Origin of the sequence: Pseudomonas sp. NMI542_15, from assembly GCF_021283425.1 — a bacterium.
Lineage (GTDB): Bacteria > Pseudomonadota > Gammaproteobacteria > Pseudomonadales > Pseudomonadaceae > Aquipseudomonas > Aquipseudomonas fortuita.
Genome location: NZ_JAJSRO010000023.1, coordinates 40425 through 65392, shown reverse-complemented (window position 1 = coordinate 65392; position 24968 = coordinate 40425). Strand labels below are relative to the sequence as shown.

The following is a 24968-nucleotide window of genomic DNA, read 5'->3' as shown; positions in this document are numbered from 1 at the left end:
CCAAGACACACCCGTCCCACAGGAATGGCGAAATTCCTGTGGGAACGAGCAACCCCGCGAGGAGGCAGGCGCAGGGTGCGCCGATCTAGTTACAGCCCCTCAAGCTCGGCCATCAGGTCACTAAGCCGGTCAACCTTGTCGTCATCCAGCGCACTGCCCTGCAACCCCTGCACATACTCGGCCAGCTCCTCCACCGTGCTGCACTCGAACATCGCCCTCAATGGCACGTTCAACTGCAATTGCTTCTGCACCCGCGAAGCGATCTGCGTGGCCAGCAGCGAATGCCCGCCCAGCTCGAAGAAGTTGTCGTGTACCCCCACCCGCTCGGCCTTGAGCACATCGGCCCAAATGCCCGCCAGCACTTCCTCCAGCTCGTTGCGCGGCGCCTGATAGGCCTGGCTGTGCTGGCCGCCGATGTCGATGGCCGGCAGGGCCTTGCGGTCGAGTTTGCCGTTGGCGTTGTGCGGCAGGCTGTCGAACCAACCCCAGTGCAGCGGCACCATGTACTCTGGCAACCCAGCCCGCAGGCGCTGCTTGATCTGCTCCAGCAATGCGCCATCGGCGGCGATACCCTGGTGTGCCACCAGGTAACCGACCAGATGTTTGCCGTTGACGCCTTCCTGCACGCCCACTGCAGCATCGCGAATCTCGGCCTGTTCGTGCAGGCGGGCTTCGATCTCGCCAAGCTCGATGCGGTAACCACGGATCTTGACCTGGTGGTCGATGCGCCCGACGTACTCCAGCACACCGTCCGGGCGCTGCCGTGCGAGGTCACCGGTCCGGTACAGCCGCTCTCCAGGTAGCCCGTAAGGGTGAGGCATGAACGCCATTGCCGTGCGCGCCGGGTCACCGACATAGCCACGACCAACACCCGTGCCAGCCACGCACAGCTCGCCCACCGCGCCCAGCGGCACCAGTGCCTGCTCTTCGCCGAACAGGTACAGGCGGTTGTTGTCGGTCGGAGTGCCGATCGGCAAGTAGCTGCCTTGGGTCGACGCGGCATCGACGCGGAAGAACGCCACGTCATCCGAGCACTCTGCCGGCCCGTAGGCGTTGACCAGGCCGATCTGCGGGTAACGCTGCAGCCACTGCGCCGCCAGTTCCGGTGGCATGGCCTCGCCGGTCGGCAGCATCCAGCGCAGGCCGTCGAGGGCCTGATGGTCGTTGGCCAGCATGCCCTGGATCAGCGACGGCACGCTTTCCAGCACGGTGATGCCGGTGGCCTGCACATGCGCCAGCAGGCCCTGCGGATCATGGGCGATGGCGTTCGGCACGACCTCGACCTTGGCGCCGAACAGCGGCGCGGCAAGGAACTGCCACACCGAAATATCGAAGCTTTGCGATGCGGTCTGGGCGATCACGTCATGCTCGCTCAGGGCCAGATACGGCACCTTGCTCAGTTGGTTGTTGAGCATGCCGCGCTGCTCGACCATCACCCCTTTCGGCAGGCCGGTCGACCCTGAGGTGTAGATCACATAGGCGAGGTTGTCCGGGCCACTGTGGATGCCCGGGTTGTGGCTTGCGATCTGGCTGGCCTGGATGTCTTCCCAGACCAGCAGTTGCGGCCGCAGTGCAACCGCCAGCTCGCCCAGCAACTGCCGCCCCTGCTCGGCGCAGGCGGCGCTGCACACCAGCACTGGCGTACGGCTGAGCTGGATGATGCTTTGCAGGCGCGCCGCCGGCAGGCCCGGGTCCAGCGGCAGGTAGCCCGCGCCGGCCTTGAAGCTGCCAACGATCATGCCCAGCAGCGGCAACCCGCGCTCGGCCAGCAGCGCCACCGGCTGATCCACGCCGACCCCGGCAGCCACCAGGGCATGGCCCAGGCGGTTGGCTGCCAGGTTCAGCCCGGCGTAGTCATAGGACGCCTCCAGGCAGCGGGCCACAGTGCGCTGCGGATGTGCGGCCACTTGTGCTTCGAACTGTGCGATGTAGCTCTGCTCCAGCGGATAGGACCGCTCGGTCCGGTTGCAGTCGTCCAGCAGGAAACGCTGCTCCTCGGCACCCAACAACGGTAGCTCGCTCACCTCCCCTTCAAAGCCTTGTACCAGCGCCAGTAGCAGGCGCTTGAACTCGGCCAACAGGCGCTCGACGGTCGGGTAGTCGAAGTACCGTTGGTCGAACGACAGGTGCAGGCCCAAGTCGTCGCCCGGGTAGCACACCGCCGTCAACGGGAAATTGGTATGGGTACGGCCCGAGTCGGAGCTGGCGTTCAGGTGCTGGGCGTGGTCGAGCACGGCGGTTTCCACCGGCGCGTTCTCGAACACGAACAGGCTGTCGAACAGCGGCTGGCCCTTGGGCAGGTCGCTGCACTCCTGGATCGCCACCAGCGGCAGGTATTCGTACTCGCGCAGTTCCATGTTGCTTTGCAGCAGGCCCTGCAACCACTGGCGCACACTGCAACGCTCAGCGGATGCGGGCAACTGCACACGCAAGGCAACGCTGTTGATGAACAGGCCGACGGTGCGCTGCATCTGCGGCATGCTGACCGGGCGCCCGGCCACGGTCACGCCAAAGGCGACGTCGCGGTCGCCGCTGTAGCGTGCCAGCACCAAGGCCCAGGCCGCCTGGGCGAAGGTGTTGACGGTAAGCTGGTGGGCCTGGGCCAGTTCGCGCAGGCGCACGCCGTCACTCACCGCCAGGCGGGTGTAGCAGTCGCCGACGACCATGCCGCTGCCAGCGTGGTCATGCCGCAGCGGGCGGTCGCTGGGGATGGCGGTGGCGCGTTCGAAGCCGGCCAGGTTGGCCTGCCACCAGGCGCGCGCATCCTCCAGGCCCTGGCGCTGCAACCAGCCGATGTAATCGCGGTAACGCGGCGGCACCGGCAACTGGGCCTGGCGGCCTTCGCCGAGGGCCTGGTAAACCTCAAAGAAGTCGTTCATCAGCAGCGAGCGGCACCAGGCATCGATAAGGATGTGGTGGTTGCTCATCATGAACCAGTAGCGCTCGTCGGCCACACGCACCAGGCGCAAGTGGAACGGTGCTTCGCTGAGCAGGGCAAAACCGGCCTCGCGCTCCTGCTTGTGCAGGGCCTGCAGGCGCTGCTCCTGGGCCTCGTCAGCAAGGCCGCGCCAGTCCTGGTAGTCCACCGCCAGGTTGCCCGGTTTGTGGATGATCTGCAGCATCGCCTCGCCGCTGTTCCAGCTGAACGATGCCCGCAACGCTTCGTGACGTGCCACCACGGCATGCCAGGCCTGGGCAAAACGTTCAGGGTCCAGCGCGCTGTTGATGCGGTAGCGGTCCTGCATGTAGTAGAGGCCGGTGCCTGGCTCCAGCAGGGTGTGCAGCAGCATGCCTTCCTGCATCGGCGTCAGTGGGTAGACGTCCTCGATCTGCGCAGCGGGTACCGGCAACGCGTCGATCTGCTCCTGAGTGAGATGTGCCAGCGGGAAGTCCGACGGGGTGAAGCTGGTGTTGCCATCGGCCAGGCAATGCGCGACCAGCGCCAGCAGTTCCTGGCGATAGGCCTCGGCCAGGCGGGCGATGGTTTGCGGGTCATAGCGCTCGGCGCTGAAGGTCCAGCGCAGCTGCAAGGCCCCCCCATATACCTGGCCATCGACGCTCAGCCAGTTAGGCAGTGGTGCATCGAGGTCATGCGCCAGGCCGGCCGGTGCTTCCAGGGGCTGGAACAGCGCCGCGCTGTCGAACTGCTGGTCGAACTGGCCCAGGTAGTTGAAGGTGATACGCGCCTGCGGCAAGGCCGCCATCTGCTCGCGCCCGGCCGTGTCGGCCAGGTAGCGCAGGACGCCATAGCCCAGCCCCTTGTGCGGCACCTGGCGCAGTTGCTCCTTGATACGCTTGATCGAGCCGGCCAGCGCCACGTCGCCTTCGCCTGCCAGCGGGCGCAAGCTGAGGGGATAGGCGTTGGTGAACCAGCCAACGCTGCGGGTCAGGTCCATGTCTTCGAACAACCCGTCACGGCCATGGCCTTCAAGCTGTACCAGCACTTCTTCATCGCCGCTCCACCGGCTCAACGCACGCGCCAGTGCAGTCAGCAGCAGGTCGTTGACCTGGGTGTGGTAAGCCGCCGGGGCCTGTTGCAGCAGTTGCCGGGTCTGCTCCACGTCCAGGCCGATGGCCAGGGTCTGCGCATGGCGGTGCAGGTTGCCGCCCTGCGGGTGATCACACGGTAGCTCGCGACGCACGCCGCCCAGCTGGCCTTGCCACCAGCTCAGCTCGTCACGCAACGAATCGCTGCCGGCGTAGCTGGCCAGACGCGCAGCCCAATCGCCCATGGCATGGGTCTTGGCCGGCAGTGGCTGGCCGCGGTAAAGCGCCTGCAGGTCCTCCAGCAGCACCCGCCAGGACACGCCATCGACCACCAGGTGATGGATCGCCAGCAACAGGCGCTGGCTGCCCTGCCCGTCACCCACCAGCAAGGCGCGCAGCAGTGGGCCCTGTTGCAGGTCGAGGCTGCGCTGCAGGTCGGTGTACAGCGCCTGACAATCAGCGAAATCGGCAACGGTGGCGGTCCACAGCAATGGCCTGGCATCAGGCTGGGCGTATTCGGCCTGCCAGCGGCCATGGGCCTGGCTGAAGCGCAGGCGCAGGCTGTCGTGGTGCTGCACCAGCAGCGCCAAGGCCTGCGCCAGTACCGCCTCATCCAGCGGTTGGCGCGCCTCCAGCAACACGGCCTGGTTCCAGTGCTGTGGCTGGGGTACTTCACTGTCGAAGAACCAATGCTGAATCGGTGTCAGCCCGGCCTGGCCCTGGCGCAGCCCCTGTTCCACCGTGCTCGCGGTTTCGCTGTGCTGAACGACAGCCGCCAGGGTCTGGATGGTCTGGTGCTGGAACAGGTCGCGCGGGGTGAATTGCAACCCGGCCTGACGGGCCCGGCTGACCACCTGGATGGACAGGATCGAATCGCCGCCCAGTTCGAAGAAGTTGTCCTGTACACCGACCTGGGCAACGTTGAGCACATCGCGCCAGATCTGCGCCAACTGCCTTTCCACCTCGTTGCCAGGTGCCTGGTAGTGCTGACGCGCTTGTTCCAGGTCCGGCAGCGGCAGCGCACGGCGGTCGAGCTTGCCGTTACCCATCAGCGGCAGGCTGTCGAGCAGTACCAGGTGCGCAGGCACCATGTAGTCCGGCAGGTGCTGGCGGGCATCGGCTTTCACCGCTTCACGCAGCAGGTTTTGCGCCTCGCTACCCGCGTTGGCCTGCTTGCACACCAGGTAACCCACCAACTGCTTGCCGCCCGGCAGGTCGAGGGCCAGCACCACGGCCTCGTCGACATCGGCGTGCGCCTGCAAGCGGCTCTCGATTTCACCCAGCTCAATACGGAAGCCGCGAACCTTCACCTGCTGGTCGGCACGGCCGACGTACTCGACCAGGCCGTCAGTGCCCAGGCGCACCAGGTCGCCAGTGCGATACAAGCGGCCACCTTCGATGCTGAACGGGTCGGCGACGAAGCGCTCGGCGCTGAGGCCCGGGCGGTCGTGATACCCCTGAGCCAGGCCGGCGCCGCCAACGTACAGTTCGCCAATGCCGCCTTGCGGCAACAGGGCAAGGTCGTCGTCGAGGATATAGGCCGTGCGGCTACCGATGACGCGGCCGATCGGTACGCTGCCAAGGTCCGCTGGCAACTCGTCTGGCGCCAGGCAGGCCAGCGGCATGACCACGGTTTCGGTCGGGCCGTAGGCGTTGAAGCACTGCTGCGGCGCAAAGGCCTGGCGAATACGCTGCAGGTGCTCGCCGGTCAGCGCTTCGCCACCGGTGATCACCAGGCGCACCGGCAGTTGCTCGCCCTGCCCGCCCAGGTATTGCGCCAGCTGGCTACCGTAGCTGGGGGTAAAGCCCAAAATGCTCACCTGCTGCTCGCGCACCAGCTGGCAGATGTCCTCGGCGCCCCACTGCCCCTGGGCGCGCAGCACCACGCGGGCACCGCACAGCAACGGCACCCACAGGCGCTCGCTGGCAGCGTCGAAGTTGATCGAATAGAAATGCAGCTCGCAATCATCGCTGCGCATGCCGAACGCGGCGATGACCGCTTGGCAGTGCATGGCAAATTCGCCATGGCTGACCACCACGCCCTTGGGCTTGCCGGTGGAGCCGGAGGTGTAGATCAGGTACGCCTGATGCTGCGGCAGGCTGAGGTTGTCCAGCGGCGCATCGCTGTAGGCCGACAGGCTGGCGGCATCGTCCTCCAGGCTCCAGCGGGCCACGCCCTCAGGCAGCTCGCCCAGGGTTTGCAACAGCTCACGCTGGCTGAGCAGCAGGCCGATGCGGCTGTCTTCGATCATGTAGCGCAAGCGGTCGAGCGGGTACTCGGGGTCGAGCGGCACGTAGGCGCCGCCGGCCTTGAGGATGGCCAGCAGGCCGACGACCATTTCCAGCGAGCGCTCCAGCGCCAGGCCCACGCGCACCTGCGGGCCGACGCCACGCTCGCGCAGGGCGCGGGCCAGGCGGTTGGCCCGCTGATCGAGTTCAGCGTAAGTCATGTGCTGGCCAGCGAAGGTCAGCGCGCCAGCCTGTGGTGTGCGCGCCGCCTGGGCGGCGAACAGGCCGTGCAGGGTCTGGTCGAGGTCGAAGTCGTGCTCGCCCTGCAACTGACCCGCCAGCACCTGCTGCTCCGCACCGCTCAGCATCGGCAGCTCGCACAGGCGCTGCTGCGGGTTGTCCAGCAAGCCGACCAGCAGGTGCTGCCAGTGCTCGGCCATGCGCGCTATGCGCGGTTCGTCGAACAGGTCGCGGCTGTAAGTCAGGCAGCAACCCAGGCGGCCGTCGAGGTCGGTGACCTCCAGGTACAGGTCGAACTTGGTGGCACTGGCATCGTTGACCAGGTAATCCACCTGCATGCCGGCCAACGTGCGGCTTTGCTGGAAGGCCCAGCGCTGCACGTTGCACATCACCTGGAACAGCGGGTTATACGCGCTGCTGCGCGGCGGTTGCAACGCTTCGACCAACTGATCGAACGGCAGGTCCTGGTGCGACTGCCCTTCGATGGCGGCCTGGCGCATCTGCTCCAGCAGCGCGTTGGCGGTCATCTGGCCGTCCAGCTCGCAACGTAGCACCTGGGTATTGAGGAAGGCGCCGATCAGGCCTTCGCTTTCCGGGCGGATGCGGTTCGCCACCGGCGCGCCGATGCGCAGGTCACGCTGGCCGCTATAACGGTGCAGCAAGGCAGCCAGGGTGGCGGTCATGGTCATGAACAGGGTCAGGCCGCGCTGGCTGTTGAAGGCGTGCACGCGGGCGACCAGCGCCGGGTCGAGTTCAAAGCGGTACAGCTCGCCGCGGTGGCTCTGTACTGCCGGACGCGGGCGGTCGGCAGGCAACGCCAGCACCGGGTGCTCGTCACCCAGGCGGTCCTTCCAGTAGGCCAGTTGACGAGCGCCCTCGCCGCTTTCCAGCCATTGCCGTTGCCATACGCTGTAGTCCAGGTATTGCACCGGCAGCGGCGCCAGCGGCGACTCGCGGTCATCGACAAAGGCTTCGTACAGTTCGCCTAGCTCGCGGGCGAAAATGTCCATGGCCCAGCCTTCGGTGACGATGTGGTGCAGGGTGAGCACGAAGAAATGCTCGCGCTCGTCAGCCTTGACCAGGCAGGCGCGCAGCAGCGGGCCGCGCTCCAGGTCGAACGGCTGGTGCGCCTGGTCGTCGGCAAGTTGTTGCAGGTGTTGCTGGCGGGCATCGATGGGCAAGGCACTGAAGTCCTGCCAGTCGAGGTGCAGGCCACTGTCTTCGGCAACGCACTGGTACGGCACCCCGTCGACGCTGGGGAAGGTGGTGCGCAAGGTTTCATGGCGCACGATCAACGCCTGCAGCGCACGCTCGAAAGCGTCCACATGCAGGGTGCCGCGCAGGCGTGCCATGCCGCCGACGTTATACGCCGGGCTGTCCGGCTCCATTTGCCAGAGGAACCACATGCGCTGCTGCGAATACGATAGCGGCACCGCCTGACGCCGGTCGACGCGGGCGATTGCGCCTTGCAGGTTGCGCTCGCCGGCCGCGCGGATACGTGCAATCTCGGCACAGAAGGCGCCCAGTTCACTGGCTTCGAACAGGGCCTTGAGCGGCAGCTCGACATCACAGGTCTGGCGGCTGCGCGAGACGATCTGGGTGGCCAGCAGCGAGTGCCCGCCCAGGGCGAAGAAGTCGTCTTGCAGGCCGACACGCGGCCGGTTCAGCACTTCGCGCCAGATGGCGGCGACCTGTTGTTGCAACTCGGTGTGGGGCTCGACATGTTCGCGTTGCTGCCACACCGGGGCCGGCAGCGCCTTGCGGTCGACCTTGCCGCTGGGGCCCAGCGGCAGCTGTGCCAACGGGATGAGCTGCGCCGGCACCATGTACGCGGGCAGTTGCTCAGCCAGCACGGCCAGGAGTTCGGCTGGCTGCGCACTGCCACTGTAGTAACCCACCAGTTGCGCACCAACGGCGTCCTTATGGATCAGCACCAGCGCCTGTTCCACACCCGGCTGTGCCAACAGGCAGGCCTGTACTTCCTCAGGCTCGACGCGGAAACCACGCACCTTTACCTGCTGGTCGAGGCGACCGAGGTATTCCAGGGCCTGTAGCTGCACCTGCCAGCGCGCGCGGTCACCACTGCGGTACAAGCGCTCGCCGTGGCCGTCGGCCTGGGGCACGAAGCGCTCGGCGGTAAGACCCGGACGGCCCAGGTAGCCACGGGCCAGGCCAGCGCCACCGAGGTACAGCTCGCCCGACACGCCGGGGGCAGTCAGTTCAAGCTCATCGTCCAGCACGCGGCACAGCACATTGCCCAGCGGGCGACCGATTGGCGAGCGCTCGCCGTCCGCCACCTGGCAGTGCCAGTGGGTGACGTTGATGGCGGTTTCGGTCGGGCCGTAGCGGTTGTGCAGCTGCACCTGCGGCAGCACCTGCAGCACGCGGTCACGCAGTGCGGCGGGCAATGCTTCGCCACCGGAGAACACCCGGCGCAGGCTGCTGCAGGCACCCGCCTGCGGCTCCTGGACAAACACCTGCAACAGCGGCGGCACGAAGTGCAGCGTTGTCACGCCATGGGCCTGCACCAGCGCGGCGATGCGCTGCGGGTCGCGGTGTTCGCCGGGGCCGGCGAGCACCAGCTTGCAGCCGGTGACCAGCGGCCAGAAGCATTCCCACACCGACACGTCGAAGCTGATCGGCGCCTTCTGCATCAGCACATCGCTGTCATCCAGCGCATAGGTCGCCTGCATCCACTGCAGGCGCTCGGCCAGCGCTGCATGGGTATTGCCCACGCCCTTGGGCTGGCCGGTGGAGCCGGAGGTGTAGATCACGTAGGCGAGGTTGTCGCCATGCAAGTGCAGGCCAGGCGCGTGGCTGGGCCAGCTGTCCAGGTGCAACTGGTCGAGGGCAATGGCGCTGACGCCGTCGACCTGTGGCAGCTTGCCCAGCAGGCTGCTGTGGCTCAGCAGCAGGCCGGCGCTGCAGTCGGCCAGCATGTAGGCAAGGCGTTCGGCCGGGTAGTCGACGTCCAGCGGCACGTAAGCGCCGCCGGCCTTGAGGATGGCCAGCAGGCCGACCAGCAACTGTGGCGAACGCTCGATGGCGATGGCGACGCAGGTGTCGGGGCCGACGCCTTTGTCGCGCAGGTAGTGGGCCAGGCGGTTGGCCTGCTGGTGCAGTTCGGCGTAGTCGAGGCTGCCGCCGTCCCAGGCCAGCGCGGTGCGTTGCGGGGTCAGGCGGGCCTGTTCGTTGAGCTGTTCGACCAGCAGGCCTGGCGGCGCGGTAGCCGGTGCCCGGCCCCAGCCCAGCAATTGCGCACGGGCAGGCTCGTCCAGCAATTGCACCTCGCCCAGCGCCCGCTGCGGCGCGGCGCACACCTGTTCCAGCAGCGCCAGCAGGTGATGAGCCAGGCGTTTGACGGTGCTGGCTTCGAACAGCTCCGCAGCATAGTCGAAGGCCAGGCTCAGGCGGCCCTGGTGGTCTTCTTCACTGTGCAACTGCTGGTCGAACTTGGCTTCGCGGCTGTGCCATGGCAACTCCTCGGCCAGCAGCCCCGGCAGGCGGCGCAGGGCCGACAGGTCGCGTTGCTGGTGGTTGAACATGACCTGGAACAAGCCTTGCTCACGGGCTTGCGGCAGGGCTTCGACCAGCTGTTCGAACGGCAAGTCCTGGTTAGCCTGCGCCGCAAGGGTGGCCTGGCGCACCTGGGCCAGCAACTGCGTGAATGGCAGGCGACCATCGAGCTGTGCACGCAGTACCTGGGTATTGATGAAAAAGCCGACCATGCCTTGGGCTTCCAGGCGCGGGCGGTTGGCGTTGGGCACACCGACACGGATGTCGGCCTGGCCGCTGTAGCGGTGCAGCAGCGCCTGCCAGCCGGCCAGCAGGACCATGAACAGGCTGGCCTGCTGTTCGCGGGCCAGGCCCTTGAGTGCTTCGGCAAGCGTGGCCGGTACCTTGAGGTTGAACCGGGCAGCACTGTGCTCGCGCTGGCTGGCGCGGGGGTGGTCGGTGCACAGGTCCAGCACCGGCAGATCACCGCCCAACTGCGCCTTCCAGTACTGCAGTTGGCGTTCGGCTTCACCGGCGGCCAGCCATTGACGCTGCCAGGTGCCGTAGTCGGCATAACCCAGGCCCAGCGGCGCCAGGTTGGCCTCCAGGCCCTGACAGCGGGCTGCGTAAAGTTTGGCGAATTCATCCAGCAGGATATTCAGCGACCAGCCATCCGCGACGATGTGGTGCAGGGTCACCCATAACTGATGGTCTTCGTCGTCCAGGCGTGCCAGGGTCACCCGCAGCAAGGGGCCCTGAGTGAGGTCGAACGGCTGACGGGCCTCGGCTTCCCGCTGGGCGCTGACCTGCTCCAGCGTTTGGCCTTCGAGGTCCAGGCGGCGCAGGCTGAACGGCTGTTGCGCCACAATGCGTTGCAGGGGCTGGCCGTTTTCTTCGCTGAATACGGTGCGCAGGGATTCGTGGCGCGCCACCAGCGCCTGGAAGGCGGCTTGCAGGGCGCTTTCGTCCAGCTCACCGCGCAGCTGCAGGCCGGCGGGGATGTTGTAGGCAGCCGATTGTGGCTGCAACTGCCACATCAACCACAAGCGGTTTTGCGCCAACGACTGGGCCAAGGCCTGGGTGCGCTCCAGCGGTGCAATGGTGGCAGTGCCAGCAGCGCCGTCGGCCATGATCGACGCCACAGCGCTGCTGTAATCGGCCAGTACCGGCGCTTCGAACAGGGTGCGCAGGCCCAGGTTGATACCCAGCTCATCGGCCAGCCGTGCGGTGGCCTGGGTGGCGGCGATGGAGTTGCCGCCCAGCAGCAGGAAGTGGTCGTCTGCCGCAACCGCCTCTACTTTGAGAATGTCCCGCCACACTGCGGCGATCTGTGCCTGGAGCTCATTGCCGGCAGCCGCGCTTGCAGCCGTTTCGCTCACATCAGGGAAGCGGGCGTAGCAGTCCAGGCTGCCATCGTCCATACGCAGGCGACAGGCCGAACGTTGCAGCTTGCCACTGGAGGTCTTGGGCAACGCGCCCGGGTTCAGCAGCAGGACCACGGCCGGCGCCTGGCGGCAAGCGTCGGCGATCACCTGGCGCAGGGTCTTGATCAGCGCCTGGGGTTCGATTGCCTTTTGCACGTTGCGGCTGATCTCCACCGCCACGCCGATGCCCTCCTCGCCCTGCTGCTCGACGGCAAACACGGCCACACGGCCTTTGCGCAGCACTTGAACTTCACGTTCGAGGGTTTTTTCCAGGTCCTGCGGGTACAGGTTCTGCCCGCGCACGATCAGCATGTCTTTCAGGCGCCCGGTGACGAACACTTCACCGTTGCGCATGAAGCCCAGGTCGCCGGTGCGCAGCCAGGTCTGGCCGTCCATTTCAACGAAGGTGCGTGCGCTGGCTTCGGGGTTGCGCCAGTAACCCCGGGCGATGCTCGGGCCAGCCGCCCAGATTTCGCCGACCTGGTTGTCGCCCAGCACCTGCAAGTGCTGCGGCTCCACGACACGTACTGCGTGACCGGGCTGCGGGTAGCCGCAGCTCATCAGCACGCTGCCTTTGCCCGGCTCGGCGCGGTTGGCGGCGAAGGCTTCGGCGTCCAGCTCCAGCGCGTCGATGCCCTGGCCACGGCGGCTGCCACTGACGAACAGGGTGGCTTCGGCCAGGCCGTAGCTGGCGAAGAAACTCTGCGGGTCGAAGCCGCTGGCCTGGAACTTGTCGGCAAAGGTTGCCAGGCTGTCCTGGCGAATCGGCTCGGAGCCAGAATAGGCCACGCGCCAGCGGCTCAGGTCGAGCCCGGCCAGCGAGGCCTCGCTGACCCGCTCGCTGCACAGACGGTAGGCAAAGTCGGGGCCACCGCTGATGGTGCCGCCATATTCGCTGATGGCCTGCAACCAGCGCTGCGGCCGGGCCAGGAAGTAACCCGGCGACATCAGCACGCACGGCACGCCGCTGAAGATCGGCTGCAGCAGACCGCCAATCAGCCCCATGTCGTGGTACAGCGGCAGCCAGCTGACGATCACGTCGTCGGGGTTGAGGTCGATGCCGAAACCACAGCGGATCAACTGCTCGTTGGCGACCAGGTTGCTGTGGCTGACTTGTACACCCTTGGGCAGCGCGGTGGAGCCCGAGGTGTATTGCAGGAAGGCGATGTCATCACCTTTGAGCACGGGCTCGCGCCAGTTTGCGGCCAGCGCCGGGTCCAGGCTGTCCACTGCCAGCAGCTCAGGCCCGTTGTGCGCCGCCAGCGCTGGCAAGCCTTGCAGGCCGTCATGCAACGCCGCGACGGTCAGCAGCAGGCGCGGCTCGGCATCGTCGATGATCGACAGCAAACGCTCCTGATGGTGCTGGCGCGCGGATTCTGGCGGGTAAGCCGGTACCGCAATCACCCCGGCATACAGGCAACCGAAGAACGCCGCCACGTAGTCCGGACCACTGGGGAACAACAGCACCGCACGGTCGCCGAAGCTGGCACGGGCCTGTAACGCAGTGGCGATGGTGCGTGCACGCTGGTCGAGGTCCCGGTAGCTGAGCACAGCCTGCTCGCCGGGGGCGTCGGCCAGAAAGCGCAGGGCGATCTTGTCCGGGGTCTGCGTGGCGCGTTGCGCAAGTGCCTGGACCAGCGAGAGCGGGAGTTCGAAGGCGTCCGTCATGGGGGTTCCTGCCAGTGTCTGTTGGGGCGCGCCGGCTGCACCGCGAACGTGTGCGGACAGCAAAGGGCGATCGAAGATGTACACAGGGGAACGGATGGGCGCAGGCAGAAATTAGCGGGGATTACGCAGTGGCAGGCGGGGCCAAAGGTGAACGCTGTCACACGATGGTCTTAGACCTGAAAGATATAGATACTAATTACGTTTCGTATTTGACAATCATTATCATTCTGAATAGCTTGTCGCACGTCGTAGGAAGCTTCCCAGCCTTGGGGGCCTCCTTTCCCCTCTGTGACAAGGTGATTTCCATGGCGGAACAACTATCCACAAGTAAGTGCGATTCACCATTACTGCAGGCCTTCGTCGACAACCGCAGCATCCTGGCCAAGATCGCTGCACGCATCACCGGCTGCCGCTCGCGCGCCGAAGATGTGGTGCAGGATGCCTTCTTCCGGCTCAACGCTGCCCCGCAGATAACCTCGTCGTTCAAGGCGCAGCTCAGCTACCTGTTCCAGATCGTGCGCAACCTTGCGATCGACCACTACCGCAAGCAGGCAATGGAGCTGAAATACTCCGGCAGCGAGGAGGAAGGGCTGAACGTGGTCATCCAGAACGCCTCGCCCGAAGCCACTCACATCAACCTTGCCGCGCTGGATGACATTGCCCAGGCGCTGAACGAACTGCCGCAGCGCACCCGCTATGCGTTCGAGATGTACCGCCTGCATGGCGTGCCGCAGAAAGACATTGCCAAAGAGCTGGGGGTATCGCCGACACTGGTCAACTTCATGATCCGCGATGCGCTGGTGCATTGCCGCAAGACGGCCAACCGGCTGGCCTGACCACACAGGGTTTGCTTCTTCGCGGGCATGCCCGCTCCCACAGGTACCCCACTGCTCTTGAAGCCTGTGGTGATCCTGTGGGAGCGGGCATGCCCGCGAAGAAGCCAACTCGGTATCAAGCCAGCTTGCAGCGCTCGAAAAACCGCTCTCGCCCCAGAATCATCAGCGCCGCACGCTTGTGCGGGAAGTCGAACTCCTTGTCGCAGTGGAAGCACTGGTCGTGCATGTAGCCGATCATCTTGCCGTTGTCGGCACGCGGCTCGGCCACCACCCGCTGGGTACGCGGGTCATCCAGGAACAGGTAGTGCACCAGCGCCGAGAGCCAGCTGGCCACCTTGTGCGGCCCTCGGTGGTTCTCCTCCCCCACCAGCATGTGTATGCCGCGGTCGTAATCATCGGCCGGGTAGAACGGCGCAATGCGGTCTTCCTTGGCCCAGTAAGCCTCGAAGTAGGCAAACGGCTCATCGTCAAAGCAACCGATCAGCGTCAGGGTGTGCGGGTCGGCCTCGAGCTTGTCCAGGTACTCGCGGTGCTGGGCCAGCGTGCCCCCCTCCTGCCAGAACGCCTCCACCCGCGGGTTGTTCTGCCAGCGGTTGAAGCGCTCCAGGTCATCTTCGATCTCCAGCGTGCGCAGCGACACCCAGCTACCCAGCCGCGCATCGAAGCGCCGGTATACCTCACCACGGGGCTTGGGCGCGCGGCATGGGTGGCGCTTGCCGTTGCTGATCTGCATCTGCTGTGGGTACACCGCAGCCTGCGCATCGCCCAGCCAGGGCTGTGGCAGCTGCCAGAACAGCGCCCGCTCGCACAGATACTGGCCCGGCTGCTCAGCCACTCGCAGCAAGCCACTGGCCAGCACCTGCGGCTGCACTTCGGGCAAGTGCCAGACCAGGCGCTGACAGGTGGTATCACGGGACAACAACCAATAGCAGGCCGACCACAAGGCTTGATAAGGGCGCTCGGGACACAGGCGCTCAAGGTGAACGTGCAGGGTAGCGCCCGCCTCCAGGCGCACCTGGATCAGTGGGCGACCTTCGAGGGAGAGGCCTAGCCAGCTGTCACCCTCCTCGGCACTGAGGCTGCGCCAGCGTGGCGGTGACAGGGGCTGCGAAGCGGCATCGAACGGCATGGCTTGTCTCACGAAAAATGAAGAAAAGGCTCACTGCTGAGAACGTTGCGAAAGTGCGTGAATTTAGTCCTTGGGCACCGAGACCGTGATGCGGTAGGGCTCGAAGATTCGGGCCAGTTCACCGCTGGCACGCAGGTCGCGCAGCAGGCGGGCAAACGACTGCTCGTCGATAGGCGCCCCCGGGCGCAGCAGGGCGTAGTGGTGATAGATTTGGTCGATGCGTTGCGAAGGCAGCAGCTGCGCCCTGCTGGCCGGGTTGCGCGCCAGGAAATCGCTGAGGTACGAGCGGGTGACCAGGGCGATGTCGGCGCGCCCAGCCTGCACCATCAGCAGGTTGCTGTCGTGGGAGTAGGTCAGGGTCGCGTTATAGGTTGTGCGCAGGTAGTCCGGGTCGGAATTGAAGCGGGCGAACGCGTAGTGATAGCCGTTGAACAATGCCAAACGTTTGCCGCGCAGGTCATCGAAGTACGACGGGTCGCTGCCATTGGCCTGGCGGGCAACGAACACTTCGGCGTCCTCCAGGCCCATGTCCACGGTCTGGTGGGCAATCTGCTCCCAGCCCCATTGCGGGTTTTCGAAAATCGCCATGTCGGTACGGCCTTGCTGGAAGTCGCCGAAACGCCGCTGGATGGAGGTGGGCACCAGGACGAAGTGGTAACCCTGCTGCAAGCGGTTGAGCGCATCGACCAATTGCGGCAACAGGCCGGTGTCAGCCCCCTGTTCAGGGCGCACCGTGTAGGGCGGGAAATGGGCCGCACCAATCTTCACTTCGACGGCATCGGCAGCCCATGCCGGCACCGCTAGCCAATACACGGCCAGCAACATCAGGGTGGACAAAGCCTTGAGGCCGGGTGCTGGAGTCAAGACGGACGCTCATAACGGTTCATGCCTGGGTCCGCTTAAGCTAGGCGTTTTCCGGAAGCGGCACAACTGCTGGAGCGCGCTCGTTGTGCCAAAGCAGGCGGCAATATGCCACGGGATGCCGTATGCGCGGACTTTGGCTACGCTCTAGCAGGATCTGCAAGGGAGCCTGGTATGGGCCATTGGTTGGTAATCGACCTGGAAGCCACCACCGACGAGGGTGGATGGCCGGTTACAGAGATGGAAGTCATTGAAATCGGCGCTAGCCTGGTCACCCGCGATGGCCGCGAGGTCGACCACTTTCAGTGTTTCGTGCGGCCACGCCGGCGGCCACAGCTGACCCCGTTTTGCCGCGAACTGACGCACATAAGCCAACATGATGTGGATCGCGCTGCACCGTTTCGCGAGGTGTGGGCAAGCTTCGAGCGCTGGCTGGAGCACCACCGTGAGCAGCTTCAGGCCTGGGTCAGCTGGGGCGACTACGACCGCCAGCAACTGCACCAGGAGTGGCAGCTGCACGGGCTCGACAGCCTGCTACGGACGTTGCCGCACATCAACCTCAAGCAACGCTTTGCCAAGGCCCGCCACCTGCAGCGCCCCACCGGCCTGAACGGTGCCCTGCACCTGGCCGGCATGCACTTTTGCGGGCAGCAGCACCGGGCCCTTGAAGATGCGCGCAACACGGCGCGGCTACTACCGTTGACCCTGCCCGCCAACAGCCCCTGAAAGCAGATGACGAGGCCTGTGGGCTTGGGCATACTGGCCAGCCCTTTTTCATCCCCCCTTTTCAGGAGTCGCCCATGTTCCAGGTCAACGAGTACTTCAACGGCACCGTCAAGTCGATCGCATTCGCGGGCGAAGAAGGCCCCGCCACTGTCGGCGTCATGGCCCCGGGCGAATACGAGTTCGGCACTGCCAAGCGCGAGATCATGCACGTGGTATCGGGCGCCCTGACCGTCAAGCTGCCAGGTAGCGACAACTGGGAAACCTTCAATGCGGGCGACAAGTTCAATGTTGCCGCCGACAGCAAGTTCCAGCTGCAGGTGAAGGTGGATACCGCTTACCTGTGCGAGTACCGCGACTAAGCGTCAGCCTGTGCCGGCCTCTTCGCGGGCATGCCCGCGAAGAATCCAGCACTAATCCTTCAGGAAATCAGCAACGCGTTCCGCCGCCGTCTGCATATGCTGCTCATGGCTGAACCCCGAGGCCTTCAACGGCTTCAGGTCATGGTCACCCGCCACTAGCCAGCTCACCTCGATTGCCGGCGACAACGCATACCCCGCCACCGCCTCGCGGTTACCCAGCGCATCCCGTTCGCCCTGCACGATCAACGTCGGTGTTTTCAGCCCGGCCAGGTGTTCCACCCGTGGCTTCTCGGGTTTACCCACCGCGTAGAACGGATAGCCCAGGCACACCAGCGCATCCGCGCCCAATTCGTCAGCCAGCAGGCTCGCCATGCGACCGCCCATGGACTTGCCACCCACGGCCAGCTTGCCCGCGACCAAAGGTCGCACCTGCCGGTACACCTCGCGCCAGCATTCAAGCAGCACCTTCTGTGGGTTCGGCGGCCGTTTGCCGCCGGTAACCCTGCGTTCGGCCATGTACGGAAACTCGAAGCGCACCACCGCTACCCCAAGCGCCGCAAGCCTTTGCGCCATTTCGTCCATGAACCCGCTGTCCATCGGCGCACCTGCACCATGGGCCAGGATCAGGCAGCCCCTGTAGCCGTCCTTGCCCTGAACCTGTGGAAGATCGCAGCGCAAGCCTGGGACATTTCCGACCTTCGCCCATTGATCCCCGTCAATACCGGCACTTTGCCCATTAATCATGCTTGCCTCGCTGTAAAGCCTGCCAAATAACCGTGGATGGGAACCCATACATGAACACAACCAGCAGTACCGCCTATAACTACAAGGTGGTCCGCCAATTCGCCATCATGACGGTGGTGTGGGGAATCGTCGGGATGGGGCTCGGCGTCTTCATCGCCGCCCAGCTTGCCTGGCCTTCCCTCAACTTCGACCTCCCCTGGACCAGCTTCGGCCGCCTGCGCCCCCTGCATACCAATGCGGTGATCTTCGCTTTCGGCGGCTGCGCGCTGTTTGCCACCTCCTATTATTCGGTGCAACGCACCTGCCAGACCACCCTGTTCGCACCGGGCCTGGCCGCGTTCACCTTCTGGGGCTGGCAACTGGTGATCCTGCTGGCGGCCATCAGCCTGCCGCTGGGCTATACCAGCTCCAAGGAATACGCCGAACTGGAATGGCCGATCGATATCCTGATCACCATCGTCTGGGTGGCTTACGCCATCGTGTTCTTCGGCACGCTGATGAAGCGCAACACCAAGCATATCTACGTGGGTAACTGGTTCTTCGGTGCCTTCATCCTCACCGTGGCGCTTCTGCACATCGTCAACAACCTGGAATTGCCGGTCAGCCTGACCAAGTCGTACTCGGTGTACGCCGGTGCCACCGACGCCATGGTGCAGTGGTGGTACGGCCACAACGCCGTAGGCTTCTTCCTGACTGCCGGGTTCCTGGGGATGATGTACTACTACGTGCCCAAGCAGGCCGAGCGCCCGGTGTATTCCTATCGCCTGTCGATCGTGCACTTCTGGGCGCTGATCACCCTGTACATCTGGGCCGGCCCGCACCACCTGCACTACACCGCCCTGCCTGACTGGGCGCAGTCGCTGGGCATGGTGATGTCGCTGATCCTGCTGGCACCGAGCTGGGGCGGCATGATCAACGGCATGATGACCCTGTCGGGCGCCTGGCACAAACTGCGCAGCGACCCGATCCTGCGTTTTTTGGTGGTATCGCTGGCGTTCTACGGCATGTCCACGTTCGAAGGCCCGATGATGGCCATCAAGACAGTCAACGCCCTGTCCCACTACACCGACTGGACCATCGGCCACGTGCATGCCGGCGCCCTCGGCTGGGTGGCAATGATCTCGATTGGTGCGCTGTATCACACCATCCCGAAAGTGTTCGGCAAGGAACGCATGTACAGCCTTGGCCTGATCAACGCGCACTTCTGGCTCGCCACCATCGGCACCGTGCTGTACATCGCCTCGATGTGGGTCAACGGCATCGCCCAGGGCCTGATGTGGCGGGCAGTCAACAGCGACGGCACGCTCACCTATTCGTTCGTGGAAACCCTGGTGGCCAGCCACCCAGGCTTTGTCGTGCGCTTCGTCGGCGGCGCGATCTTCCTCAGCGGCATGTTCCTGATGGCCTGGAACACCTGGCGCACCGTGCGTTCGCCAGCGCTTGACGTCGCCCCTGCGAACGCCCAGTTGGCTTGAGGAGAAACGCCTGATGAAACATGAAGTCATCGAGAAAAACGTCGGCCTGATGGCCCTGCTGATGGTGTTCGCCGTCAGTATCGGCGGCCTTACCCAGATCGTCCCGCTGTTCTTTCAGGACGTCACCAACAAGCCGGTGGAAGGCATGAAGCCCTACACCGCGCTGCAACTGGAAGGCCGCGACATCTACATCCGCGAAGGCTGCGTGGGCTGCCACTCGCAGATGATCCGCCCGTTCCGCGCCGAAACCGAGCGCTACGGCCACTACTCGGTGGCCGGCGAGAGCGTATGGGACCACCCGTTCCTGTGGGGCTCCAAGCGCACCGGGCCGGACCTTGCCCGGGTCGGTGGCCGCTACTCGGACGACTGGCACCGCGCGCACCTGTACAACCCGCGCAACGTGGTGCCGGAGTCGAAGATGCCGTCGTACCCGTGGCTGGTCGCCCAGCAGGTCGACAACAGCCACACCGACGTCAAGATGCGCACCTTGCGCACCCTGGGCGTGCCGTACAGCGACGACGACATTGCCAGCGCCCGTGACGCAGTCAAAGGCAAGACCGAGATGGATGCACTGGTCGCCTACCTGCAGGTGCTCGGCACCGCGATCAAGAACAAGAGGTAAATGCGATGGAACTGGACATCGGCATGATCCGCGGCCTGGGCACCCTGGTGGTGATGATCGCCTTCATCGGCCTCTCCCTGTGGGTATTCAACCGCCGCCGCGACCGTGATTTCGCCGAAGCGCGCCTGCTGCCCTTCGTCGACGACCACCTGCCCACTAGCGGGCAGGAACCTGCTGCCACGACTGCTGCAAGGAGTAACGGGCAATGACCACCTTCTGGAGTACGTACATCAGCGTACTGACCATCGGTAGCCTGATCGGCCTGACCTGGCTGCTGCTCGCCACCCGCAAGGGCGAGAGCAAGAACACCACCGACCAGACCATGGGCCACAGCTTCGACGGCATCGAGGAGTACGACAACCCGCTGCCCAAGTGGTGGTTCTGGCTGTTCGTCGGCACCCTGGTGTTCTCGGTCGGCTACCTGATCCTCTACCCGGGCCTGGGCAACTGGAAAGGCATTTTGCCGGGCTATGAAAATGGCTGGACCGGCGCCAACGAATGGCAAAAAGAGATGGACAAGGCTGACGCCAGGTTCGGGCCGATCTTTGCCAAGTACGCCGCCATGCCGGTGGAGGAAGTCGCCAAGGACCCGCAGGCGCTGAAAATGGGCAGCCGCCTGTTTGCCTCCAACTGCTCGGTGTGCCACGGCTCGGACGCCAAGGGTGCCTTCGGCTTCCCCAACCTCACCGACAAGGATTGGCGCTGGGGCGGCGAAGCAGAAACCATCAAGGCTTCGATCATGAATGGCCGTCACGGCGTGATGCCGGCCTGGGCTGAGGTGATCGGCCAGCAGGGCGTGGCCGATGTGGCCGCATTCGTGCTGACCAACCTGGACGGTCGCAGCCTGCCTGAAGGGAGCAAGGCTGACGTTGCCAAGGGCAAGGAAATCTTCGCGGCCAACTGCGTGGCTTGCCACGGGCCCGAAGGCAAGGGTACCCCTGCCATGGGCGCACCCGACCTGACCCACCCGCAGGCGTTCATCTACGGTTCGAGCTTTGCCCAGCTGCAACAGACCATTCGCTATGGTCGCCAAGGGCAGATGCCGGCGCAGGCCGATATCCAGGGCAATGACAAGGTGCACCTGCTGGCGGCTTATGTGTATAGCCTGTCGCAGGAGAGTGCTGCTGAATCTGTGACTGCCCAGTGAGTTCGCCGGGAGAAATTCGGCGTCTGTGAGATCGAGCGCCGCCCGCGCGGCGCATCGCGACGCAAGGCCGCTCCCACATTTGTTTCAGGCCAATTATTCCTGTGGCGTTTGCGCGCGAACGCCTTGGCGCATGACTCGATATCGCGTCGTACCAACAAGGCGGTCGCGCGCCCCTGACACAGGAGGGACTGGCCCGAAACAAATGTGGGAGCGGCCTTGCGTCGCGATGCGCCGCGCGGGCGGCGCTCGATATCCGCCCCACCATAACCATCAAACCTTACACCCCCGCCCCACCATAACCATCAAACCTTACACCCCCGCCCCACCATCCCCCTCAAACCATACCCCCCACCGCCCCCTCCCTTGCACCCCCTCCGAACACAACTAAGCTTGTTGCCTCAGTGGGCTTCGCTCCGAAAGGACTGGAGCAGACGCGGCGCATAGCCTGTCGCCGCCCCTGAAAAAGCTTGACCGATCGATCAGAAAAAGGTGAAAAACGGTACACATTACAAATATTTATTTGTGTACAATCGTCCGGACCCATTCGCTGCGGGACATCAGTGAACGGGCCCGGACACGGGTCGGCGTACCAAAGTTGCGTTGCAGTAGCCTTGCTGGTTATCAATACTGGCGCCGATTTTTCGACCAACAAGAACATCAAAACCGTGGAACCTTAGAATGAGCACAGCAATCAGTCCGACTGCTTATAACTATAAGGTCGTCCGCCAGTTCGCCATCATGACGGTGGTCTGGGGGATCCTTGGCATGGGCCTCGGCGTCTTCATCGCCTCGCAGCTGGTATGGCCGCAACTGAACCTGGACCTGCCCTGGACCAGCTTCGGCCGCCTGCGCCCGCTGCACACCAACCTGGTGATCTTCGCCTTCGGGGGCTGTGCGCTGTTCGGCACCAGCTACTACGTGGTCCAGCGCACCTGCCAGACCCGGCTGATCTCCGACAGCATGGCCGCCTTCACCTTCTGGGGTTGGCAGGCGGTGATCGTCGGCGCGCTGATCACCCTGCCGATGGGCTACACCACCACCAAGGAATACGCCGAGCTCGAGTGGCCGCTGGCGATCCTGCTGGCCATCGTCTGGGTCACCTACGGGCTGGTGTTCTTCGGCACCATCGTCAAGCGCAAGACCAAGCACATCTATGTCGGCAACTGGTTCTACGGTGCCTTCATCGTGGTCACCGCGATGCTGCACATCGTCAACCACATCTCGCTGCCGGTGAGCCTGTTCAAGTCGTACTCGGCCTACGCCGGTGCCACCGACGCAATGATCCAGTGGTGGTACGGCCACAACGCCGTGGGCTTCTTCCTCACCACCGGCTTCCTGGGGATGATGTACTACTTCGTGCCCAAGCAGGCCGAGCGGCCGATCTACTCGTATCGCCTGTCGATCGTGCACTTCTGGGCGCTGATCACCCTGTACATCTGGGCCGGCCCGCACCACTTGCACTACACCGCGCTGCCCGATTGGGCGCAGTCGCTGGGCATGGTGATGTCGATCATCCTGCTGGCGCCAAGCTGGGGCGGCATGATCAACGGCATGATGACCCTATCCGGTGCCTGGCACAAATTGCGCACCGACCCGATCCTGCGCTTCCTGGTCGTGTCCCTGGCGTTCTACGGCATGTCCACCTTCGAAGGCCCGATGATGGCCATCAAGACCGTGAACTCCCTGTCGCACTACACCGACTGGACCATCGGCCACGTCCACGCCGGCGCCCTGGGCTGGGTGGCAATGATCTCGATCGGTGCCGTGTACCACATGATCCCGAAACTTTACGGTCGCGAGCAGATGCACAGCATTGGCCTGATCAACGCGCACTTCTGGCTGGCCACCATCGGCACCGTGCTGTACATCGCCTCGATGTGGGTCAACGGCATCACCCAAGGCCTGATGTGGCGCGCCATCAACGATGACGGCACGCTCACCTACTCGTTCGTCGAAGCCCTGCAGGCCAGCCACCCTGGCTATATCGTCCGCGCCCTGGGCGGTGCGTTCTTCGCCAGCGGCATGCTGCTGATGGCCTACAACGTGTTCCGTACCGTACGTGCCGCCAACCCGGCACAGGCTGAAGAAGCCGCCAAGATCGTCGTTGTGGGAGCGCACTGATGAAGCATGAAGCCGTCGAGAAGAACATAGGCCTGCTGGCCTTCTTCATGGTCATCGCCGTCAGCGTCGGTGGCCTGACCCAGATCGTCCCGCTGTTTTTCCAGGACGTCACCAACAAACCGGTTGAAGGCATGAAGCCGCGCACCGCGCTGGAGGTAGAAGGCCGCGACATCTACATCCGCGAGGGCTGCGTAGGCTGCCATTCGCAGATGATCCGCCCGTTCCGCGCCGAAACCGAGCGCTACGGCCACTACTCGGTGGCCGGCGAGAGCGTGTGGGACCACCCGTTCCTGTGGGGCTCCAAGCGCACCGGGCCGGACCTGGCCCGGGTGGGTGGCCGCTACTCCGATGACTGGCACCGCGCGCACCTGTACAACCCGCGCAACGTGGTACCGGAGTCGAAGATGCCGTCCTACCCGTGGCTGGTCGAGAACAAGCTCGACGGCAAGGACACCGCGAAGAAGCTGGAAGTGCTGCGCACACTCGGTACCCCGTACACCGATGCCGACATCGCCGGCGCGCGTGACGCGGTCAAGGGCAAGACCGAAATGGACGCCATCGTCGCGTACCTGCAGGGTCTTGGCACCATCATCAAGAGCAAACGGTGACGCTGATGGATATCGGGATGATTCGCGGCCTGGGCACCGTCGTGGTGATGGTGGCCTTCGTGGGCCTGGCGCTGTGGGTGTTCAACCCACGGCGTAAAAAGGACTTCGACGAAGCGACCCAACTGCCCTTCGCGGATGACCCCGAGGCCACCCGGCACGTCGAGCAAGCAAAAGCTTCTGGGAGCAAAAAACAATGACAACCTTCTGGAGTCTGTACGTTACCGTCCTGACCCTGGGCACCATCTTCTCGTTGACCTGGCTGTTGCTGTCGACCCGCAAGGGCCAGCGCGAAGAGGTGACCGACGAAACCGTCGGGCATGCCTTCGATGGCATCGAGGAATATGACAACCCGCTGCCAAAATGGTGGTTCTGGCTGTTCGTCGGCACCATCATCTTTGCCCTCGGCTACCTGGTGCTGTACCCGGGCCTGGGCAACTGGAAAGGCATCCTGCCGGGCTACTCGTACCTGGATAACGACAAGCAGACCGAGTTTTCCAACGGCCAGGCGGGGTGGACCGGCGTGCACGAGTGGGAAAAGGAAATGGCCAAGGCCGACGCTCGCTTCGGGCCGATCTTCGCCAAGTTCGCCGCCATGCCCATCGAGGAGGTGGCAAAGGACCCTCAGGCGCTGAAAATGGGCGCGCGGCTGTTCGCCTCCAACTGCTCGGTGTGCCACGGCTCCGATGCCAAGGGTGCCTTCGGCTTCCCTAACCTGACCGACAACGACTGGCGCTGGGGCGGCGAGCCGGAAACCATCAAGACCACCATCATGGGCGGCCGCCACGGCGTAATGCCAGCCTGGGCTGAAGTGATCGGTGATCAGGGCGTGGCCGACGTAGCTGCATTCGTGATCAGCAAACTCGATGGCCGCACACTGCCTGAGGGCGCGAAGGCCGATGCCGAGAACGGGCAGAAGATCTTCGCCGCCAACTGCGTGGCCTGCCACGGGCCAGAAGGCAAAGGTACCCCAGCCATGGGTGCCCCGAACCTGACCCACCCACAGGCGTTCATTTACGGCTCGAGCTTTGCCCAGTTGCAGCAGACCATTCGCTATGGTCGCCAAGGGCAGATGCCGGCGCAAGAACAGCTGCAGGGTAACGACAAGGTGCATTTGCTGGCCGCTTATGTCTATAGCCTGTCGCAACGGGATCAGGCGCAGGCCAAGGCCGAGTAAGCAGGCCTGGCCTCTTCGCGGGGCAAGCCCGCTCCCACAGGTACACCACCGAATCCGGAACAACGGGTGACTTATGGGAACGGGCTTGCCCCGCGAAAGGGCCGGCAAATGCCACCCAGGATG

At 64.6% G+C, this 24968-nt stretch carries 15 protein-coding genes; 11 read left to right on the top strand and 4 right to left on the bottom strand.

The annotated features are described in order from the left end of the window. Positions 1-89 precede the first annotated feature (89 nt). Complete coding sequence (locus tag LU684_RS25140) at positions 90-13043, bottom strand: non-ribosomal peptide synthetase (protein WP_232895172.1); 12954 nt, start codon at positions 13041-13043, stop codon at positions 90-92. Positions 13044-13348: 305 nt separating this feature from the next. Here LU684_RS25140 and LU684_RS25135 point away from each other — a divergent pair, with 305 nt between their 5' ends. After that, positions 13349-13879, top strand: coding sequence for an RNA polymerase factor sigma-70 (locus tag LU684_RS25135; RefSeq protein WP_232895171.1), 531 nt, complete (start codon positions 13349-13351; stop codon positions 13877-13879). 115 nt (positions 13880-13994) lie between these two features. Here the strand turns inward: LU684_RS25135 and LU684_RS25130 are convergent, their stop codons facing one another. Both LU684_RS25130 and LU684_RS25125 read right to left on the bottom strand, forming a co-directional pair. Next, positions 13995-15008 (bottom strand): GNAT family N-acetyltransferase, encoded by a 1014-nt coding sequence (locus LU684_RS25130; protein ID WP_102690041.1) that lies wholly within the window; start codon positions 15006-15008, stop codon positions 13995-13997. A 63-nt stretch (positions 15009-15071) separates the two neighbouring features. Beyond that, on the bottom strand, positions 15072-15872 hold the full coding sequence (locus LU684_RS25125) for a substrate-binding periplasmic protein (protein ID WP_095116935.1): 801 nt from the start codon (positions 15870-15872) through the stop codon (positions 15072-15074). Positions 15873-16043: 171 nt separating this feature from the next. Between LU684_RS25125 and LU684_RS25120 the strand changes: the two genes are divergently transcribed. After that, positions 16044-16595: an exonuclease domain-containing protein gene (locus LU684_RS25120; RefSeq protein WP_016488332.1), complete on the top strand. Its 552-nt coding sequence runs from the start codon at positions 16044-16046 to the stop codon at positions 16593-16595. A gap of 74 nt (positions 16596-16669) precedes the next feature. Further along, complete coding sequence (ppnP, locus tag LU684_RS25115; protein WP_016488333.1) at positions 16670-16954, top strand: pyrimidine/purine nucleoside phosphorylase; 285 nt, start codon at positions 16670-16672, stop codon at positions 16952-16954. A gap of 51 nt (positions 16955-17005) precedes the next feature. Here the strand turns inward: ppnP and LU684_RS25110 are convergent, their stop codons facing one another. Further along, a complete protein-coding gene (locus LU684_RS25110; protein ID WP_016488334.1) occupies positions 17006-17698 on the bottom strand; it encodes an alpha/beta family hydrolase in 693 nt (230 codons plus the stop codon). 50 nt (positions 17699-17748) lie between these two features. On the opposite strand from LU684_RS25110, the gene ccoN (LU684_RS25105) reads away from it, so the two are divergent. The 8 genes from ccoN (LU684_RS25105) to ccoP (LU684_RS25070) all read left to right on the top strand — a co-directional run bounded on the left by ccoN (LU684_RS25105) (position 17749) and on the right by ccoP (LU684_RS25070) (position 24845). Next, positions 17749-19173, top strand: coding sequence for a cytochrome-c oxidase, cbb3-type subunit I (gene ccoN / locus LU684_RS25105; protein WP_016488335.1), 1425 nt, complete (start codon positions 17749-17751; stop codon positions 19171-19173). A 13-nt stretch (positions 19174-19186) separates the two neighbouring features. Beyond that, the gene (gene ccoO, locus LU684_RS25100) at positions 19187-19795 is read left to right on the top strand and encodes a cytochrome-c oxidase, cbb3-type subunit II (RefSeq protein ID WP_016488336.1); all 609 of its coding nucleotides are present in this window, start codon (positions 19187-19189) and stop codon (positions 19793-19795) included. Between the two features lie 5 nt (positions 19796-19800). Further along, positions 19801-20004, top strand: coding sequence for a cbb3-type cytochrome oxidase subunit 3 (locus tag LU684_RS25095; RefSeq protein ID WP_016488337.1), 204 nt, complete (start codon positions 19801-19803; stop codon positions 20002-20004). After that, positions 20001-20942 carry a cytochrome-c oxidase, cbb3-type subunit III gene (gene ccoP, locus LU684_RS25090; protein WP_016488338.1) on the top strand — a complete coding sequence of 314 codons (942 nt, stop codon included), beginning with the start codon at positions 20001-20003 and terminating at the stop codon, positions 20940-20942. Before LU684_RS25095 ends, ccoP (LU684_RS25090) begins: the two co-directional genes overlap by 4 nt. 678 nt (positions 20943-21620) lie before the next feature. Then, positions 21621-23063, top strand: a complete 1443-nt coding sequence (ccoN, locus tag LU684_RS25085) for a cytochrome-c oxidase, cbb3-type subunit I (RefSeq protein ID WP_016488339.1) — start codon at positions 21621-21623, stop codon at positions 23061-23063. Continuing rightward, positions 23063-23671 (top strand): cytochrome-c oxidase, cbb3-type subunit II, encoded by a 609-nt coding sequence (ccoO, locus tag LU684_RS25080; RefSeq protein ID WP_016488340.1) that lies wholly within the window; start codon positions 23063-23065, stop codon positions 23669-23671. Before ccoN (LU684_RS25085) ends, ccoO (LU684_RS25080) begins: the two co-directional genes overlap by 1 nt. A 5-nt stretch (positions 23672-23676) precedes the next feature. Then, entirely contained in the window at positions 23677-23868 is a 192-nt protein-coding gene (locus tag LU684_RS25075) for a CcoQ/FixQ family Cbb3-type cytochrome c oxidase assembly chaperone (protein ID WP_024718181.1), read from the top strand. Further along, complete coding sequence (gene ccoP / locus LU684_RS25070; protein WP_096426575.1) at positions 23865-24845, top strand: cytochrome-c oxidase, cbb3-type subunit III; 981 nt, start codon at positions 23865-23867, stop codon at positions 24843-24845. Before LU684_RS25075 ends, ccoP (LU684_RS25070) begins: the two co-directional genes overlap by 4 nt. The last annotated feature ends 123 nt before the right edge of the window (positions 24846-24968 follow it).

Bases quoted from the DNA above. Each gene is read 5' to 3' on its own strand.
- LU684_RS25140 (WP_232895172.1), bottom strand. From the start codon at position 13,043: ATGACGGACGCCTTCGAACTCCCGCTCTCGCTGGTCCAGGCACTTGCG.
- LU684_RS25135 (WP_232895171.1), top strand. From the start codon at position 13,349: ATGGCGGAACAACTATCCACAAGTAAGTGCGATTCACCATTACTGCAG.
- LU684_RS25130 (WP_102690041.1), bottom strand. From the start codon at position 15,008: ATGCCGTTCGATGCCGCTTCGCAGCCCCTGTCACCGCCACGCTGGCGC.
- LU684_RS25120 (WP_016488332.1), top strand. From the start codon at position 16,044: ATGGGCCATTGGTTGGTAATCGACCTGGAAGCCACCACCGACGAGGGT.
- ppnP (WP_016488333.1), top strand. From the start codon at position 16,670: ATGTTCCAGGTCAACGAGTACTTCAACGGCACCGTCAAGTCGATCGCA.
- LU684_RS25110 (WP_016488334.1), bottom strand. From the start codon at position 17,698: ATGATTAATGGGCAAAGTGCCGGTATTGACGGGGATCAATGGGCGAAG.
- ccoN (WP_016488335.1), top strand. From the start codon at position 17,749: ATGAACACAACCAGCAGTACCGCCTATAACTACAAGGTGGTCCGCCAA.
- ccoO (WP_016488336.1), top strand. From the start codon at position 19,187: ATGAAACATGAAGTCATCGAGAAAAACGTCGGCCTGATGGCCCTGCTG.
- LU684_RS25095 (WP_016488337.1), top strand. From the start codon at position 19,801: ATGGAACTGGACATCGGCATGATCCGCGGCCTGGGCACCCTGGTGGTG.
- ccoP (WP_016488338.1), top strand. From the start codon at position 20,001: ATGACCACCTTCTGGAGTACGTACATCAGCGTACTGACCATCGGTAGC.
- ccoN (WP_016488339.1), top strand. From the start codon at position 21,621: ATGAGCACAGCAATCAGTCCGACTGCTTATAACTATAAGGTCGTCCGC.
- ccoO (WP_016488340.1), top strand. From the start codon at position 23,063: ATGAAGCATGAAGCCGTCGAGAAGAACATAGGCCTGCTGGCCTTCTTC.
- LU684_RS25075 (WP_024718181.1), top strand. From the start codon at position 23,677: ATGGATATCGGGATGATTCGCGGCCTGGGCACCGTCGTGGTGATGGTG.
- ccoP (WP_096426575.1), top strand. From the start codon at position 23,865: ATGACAACCTTCTGGAGTCTGTACGTTACCGTCCTGACCCTGGGCACC.